The organism is Streptosporangium sp. H16 (assembly GCF_051918855.1).
GTDB lineage: Bacteria > Actinomycetota > Actinomycetes > Streptosporangiales > Streptosporangiaceae > Streptosporangium.
In genome coordinates this window covers 1-1071 of the sequence record NZ_JBPXMD010000114.1, presented here as the reverse complement: position 1 = coordinate 1071, position 1071 = coordinate 1, and the positions used below count along the sequence as shown (strand labels likewise).

At 69.5% G+C, this 1071-nt stretch carries 1 protein-coding gene; it reads right to left on the bottom strand.

The window, feature by feature from the left end:
* Positions 1-314 precede the first annotated feature (314 nt).
* Positions 315-1071 (bottom strand): FadR/GntR family transcriptional regulator (locus ACTOQ2_RS43905; RefSeq protein WP_440107970.1); only part of this gene is annotated, 757 nt, incomplete at its 5' end.

Sequence of the window (1071 nt, the reverse complement as noted above, 5' to 3'; positions counted from 1 at the left end):
GTGGTGCGGCAGAGTAGACACGAAGTGAGGAATGCCTGTCAAGAATCAGGCAGGGCTTGCATTCCGGGCGTTTGCCCGGCGACCGGGTCCCATCTGCTTCCATCAAAGGGCGCTCGCTCTTCCTGGAGGCGCGGTGCGGTGAAACTTTCACCCGTGGCCGTCCCCGCGGCGGCCGGGCGGCCCCTCGCTTTCCCCTCCCGAGCGGAGCGGCCATTGGCGCACGTGGTGCTCGCCGCGGGCGACCGGCGCGACGGCGTCGGGCGCGTCCTGGCGGCGCCGTACCCGCACCACCCGCGTGATCCGCTCGCGGGGAATCAGTCGGTCGGCGAGAAGATGCGCTGCTGGATCTCTCTGCGGTAGTCGTCCAGCGTGTTGTCGATGTGTGTCGCCGCGGCCTGGGCCGCCGCTTCCGGGTCTCCGGCGCGGATGGCCTGGTAGATGGCGTCGTGTTCCTCGACGGCCTTGGCCGCGTGCCCGCCCACCGAGCCGCGCAGTCCGATGAGGTTGGACTGGGCCTGCAGCCGGCGGGCCTCTCGCACCGCTATCTGGAGGAACATGTTGTGCGAGGCCGTCGCGATGGCGGTGTGGAAGGCGTCATCGCCCTCGATGAACAGATCCTCACGTCCGATGTCGAATCCGTAGCGGCACACCCCGGCCGACTTCTCGATGTCGCCCAGCTCCGCCGGGGTGGCACGGCGGGCCGCCAGCCGGCTGGTCTCCATCTCCTGAGCCCGGCGGAACTCAAAGAGCATGTAGATGTGGTCAAGATCGGTGGGCAGGAAGAAGGACGCCCAGCGCCCGGTGCCGAGCATCCCCTCGTCGTCGGCCACATAGAGACCGCGCCCCTTCTGGGCACGCACCCGGCCGAGCGCCGAGAGTATCTTCACCGCCTCACGCACGACGGTCCGGCTCGTGCCCAGCTGCCGGGCCAGCTCGTTCTCGGTGGGCATGCGGTCACCGGGCCGCAGGCGCAACCGACTGATCAACTCCAGCACCTGCTCCGCGGCCACCTCGTAGCCCGGCCGGTACACGCCTTCCGCACGCGGAATATCGACCACGCCGCTCCCTCCC